1 protein-coding gene is annotated in these 382 nt (G+C 68.6%); it reads left to right on the top strand.

Features of this window, described 5'->3' with window-relative positions:
- On the top strand, positions 1-305 hold a 305-nt coding region (locus RNB18_RS53475; RefSeq protein WP_311721242.1), incomplete at its 5' end, for a TipAS antibiotic-recognition domain-containing protein.
- Positions 306-382 lie beyond the last annotated feature (77 nt).

Here is a 382-nt window from a genome sequence, read left to right as displayed (position 1 = left end):
ACCGCGCCCTCGGGGACGCGATGGACGCGGGCGTCACACCCGGCAGCCCGGAAGCGCATCAACTCGTCGAGCGGCACCGCGAAGTCTTCGCCGCGTACTTTCCCCTCACCAGACAGATGCAGGTCTGTCTCGGCCGCATGTACGAGGACGATCCGGGGTTCGCCGCTCACTACGACGGCATCCGCACCGGCCTCGCCACGTGGTTCCGCCGCATCATTGACGCCGACGCGCGTGCCCACGGCATCGACCCCGACACCGCGACCTGGAACGGGGAGCAGGAGGAGCGGTACAGGAAGCGCCGCTGAGCCTTTCAGCCTTGAACCCGGTCAGACAGCGCAGCGGCACCGGAGCGATGACGGGTCGCTGAGGGCCAGGTACGTGA

This window comes from Streptomyces doebereineriae, from assembly GCF_031845645.1.
In the GTDB taxonomy this organism is placed as follows: domain Bacteria; phylum Actinomycetota; class Actinomycetes; order Streptomycetales; family Streptomycetaceae; genus Streptomyces; species Streptomyces canus.
The sequence above is the reverse complement of the archived record's forward strand: the minus strand, read 5'-3'. Positions and strand labels throughout refer to the sequence as shown.